Origin of the sequence: Faecalicatena contorta, assembly GCF_001404335.1 — a bacterium.
Classification (GTDB): Bacteria; Bacillota; Clostridia; order Lachnospirales; family Lachnospiraceae; genus Faecalicatena; species Faecalicatena contortus_B.
Map to the genome: position 1 here is coordinate 1 of NZ_CYZU01000119.1, position 1197 is coordinate 1197.

The 1197-nt window shown below is 48.3% G+C and carries 1 pseudogene; it reads right to left on the reverse strand.

The features are described from left to right. Nucleotides 1-344, reverse strand: a pseudogene (locus tag ARB69_RS25510) (inositol-3-phosphate synthase); the annotation flags it as partial. Between the last annotated feature and the right edge of the window lie 853 nt (nt 345-1197).

Consider the following 1197-nt stretch of genomic DNA (forward strand, 5'->3'; position numbering starts at 1 on the left):
AAGTAGTCTTTGCCATAGTAGTGCTGCAGATGATCCGGAGCTCCGTCCAGGACTGGTCCTTTTAATACCGGCGCTCCGAGTTTCGGAACATCACAGATTTTGTATGTACAGTTTGGCCATTCCAGAATTGCTTCGCTGACATCCTTGCCCACCTTCTTGGAATCAATATCAAAACCTGCAACAACTTCGATATCGGAAGGAACATATCCCCCCAGGTTATAATGCATAAGCCCGCCGGCCTCTTCAGCAATCTCCGGTGTCTTATAGAACTCAATCCCCTGAACAAGAGAACATGCACAATTCCCCACTCCCACAAGCGCCAGTCTGATCTTTTTCCCTGCCATAGTCTTTTCCTCCTAAATGTAATGTTAAATTGTAGTAACCGATAAAGTTAACGTTAAAGTTAAACTTCAAAAAAATAACGTTTACTTTAACGTTAACTTCTTATCTGTTTCAAATTGTACCCGTAAAAATACTAAAAGTCAATTGTCACTTTTCAACAAAGACATCCCCCATAATTTATCCAAAACTGCCAAATCGGGATTCAGCGACGAGCTTTAGTCTCGGCGCGGATGGGGGCGCTCCGTTAAGGGATAGCCGAAAACCTCGCGGAGAACATCCATGTCCTTTCAAAAACGCGGCCGCGGACCTAAGAAATTCTAGGCGGGAAACAGCCCTGAAAATGGAGCACCACTGACACATCACGAGAAATCAGATGATTTTCTCGCCTGGGTCAGTGGTGCTCCATTTTCAGGGCTGTTTCCCACCAAGAATTTCTAAGGTCCGCTTTGAGCGTTTTTGAAAGGACATGGATGTTCTCCGCGAGGCTTTCAGCTATCCCTTCATGGAGCTGGCGCATCCAACCGGCAGGAAAAGGACTCGTTCCTAAGGTGGGGCCTCAAACGGGGGCAGCGTATGGATATAGAATTGGCGGGACTTTTATGTCCCCAGTAGGTGTACATAAGCAAGGGGATACGGCTTACAGTTCATGCACATCTTGAAGATGAAAAGACACGCATAGCCAATCCACATCCGCTGCCCTGGTCCGGGATCCCACCCGGTTGGCGAACTTACCTGCCGATTGGATGAGCCAGCTTTATGACAGGGAGGCCGGGGAGGTGCCGGGGCTGTATATGCCGTTGCGAAATGCTGGAATGCGCTTAGTGATTCTTGAACAGCCGATGCCGGATAGGCGGG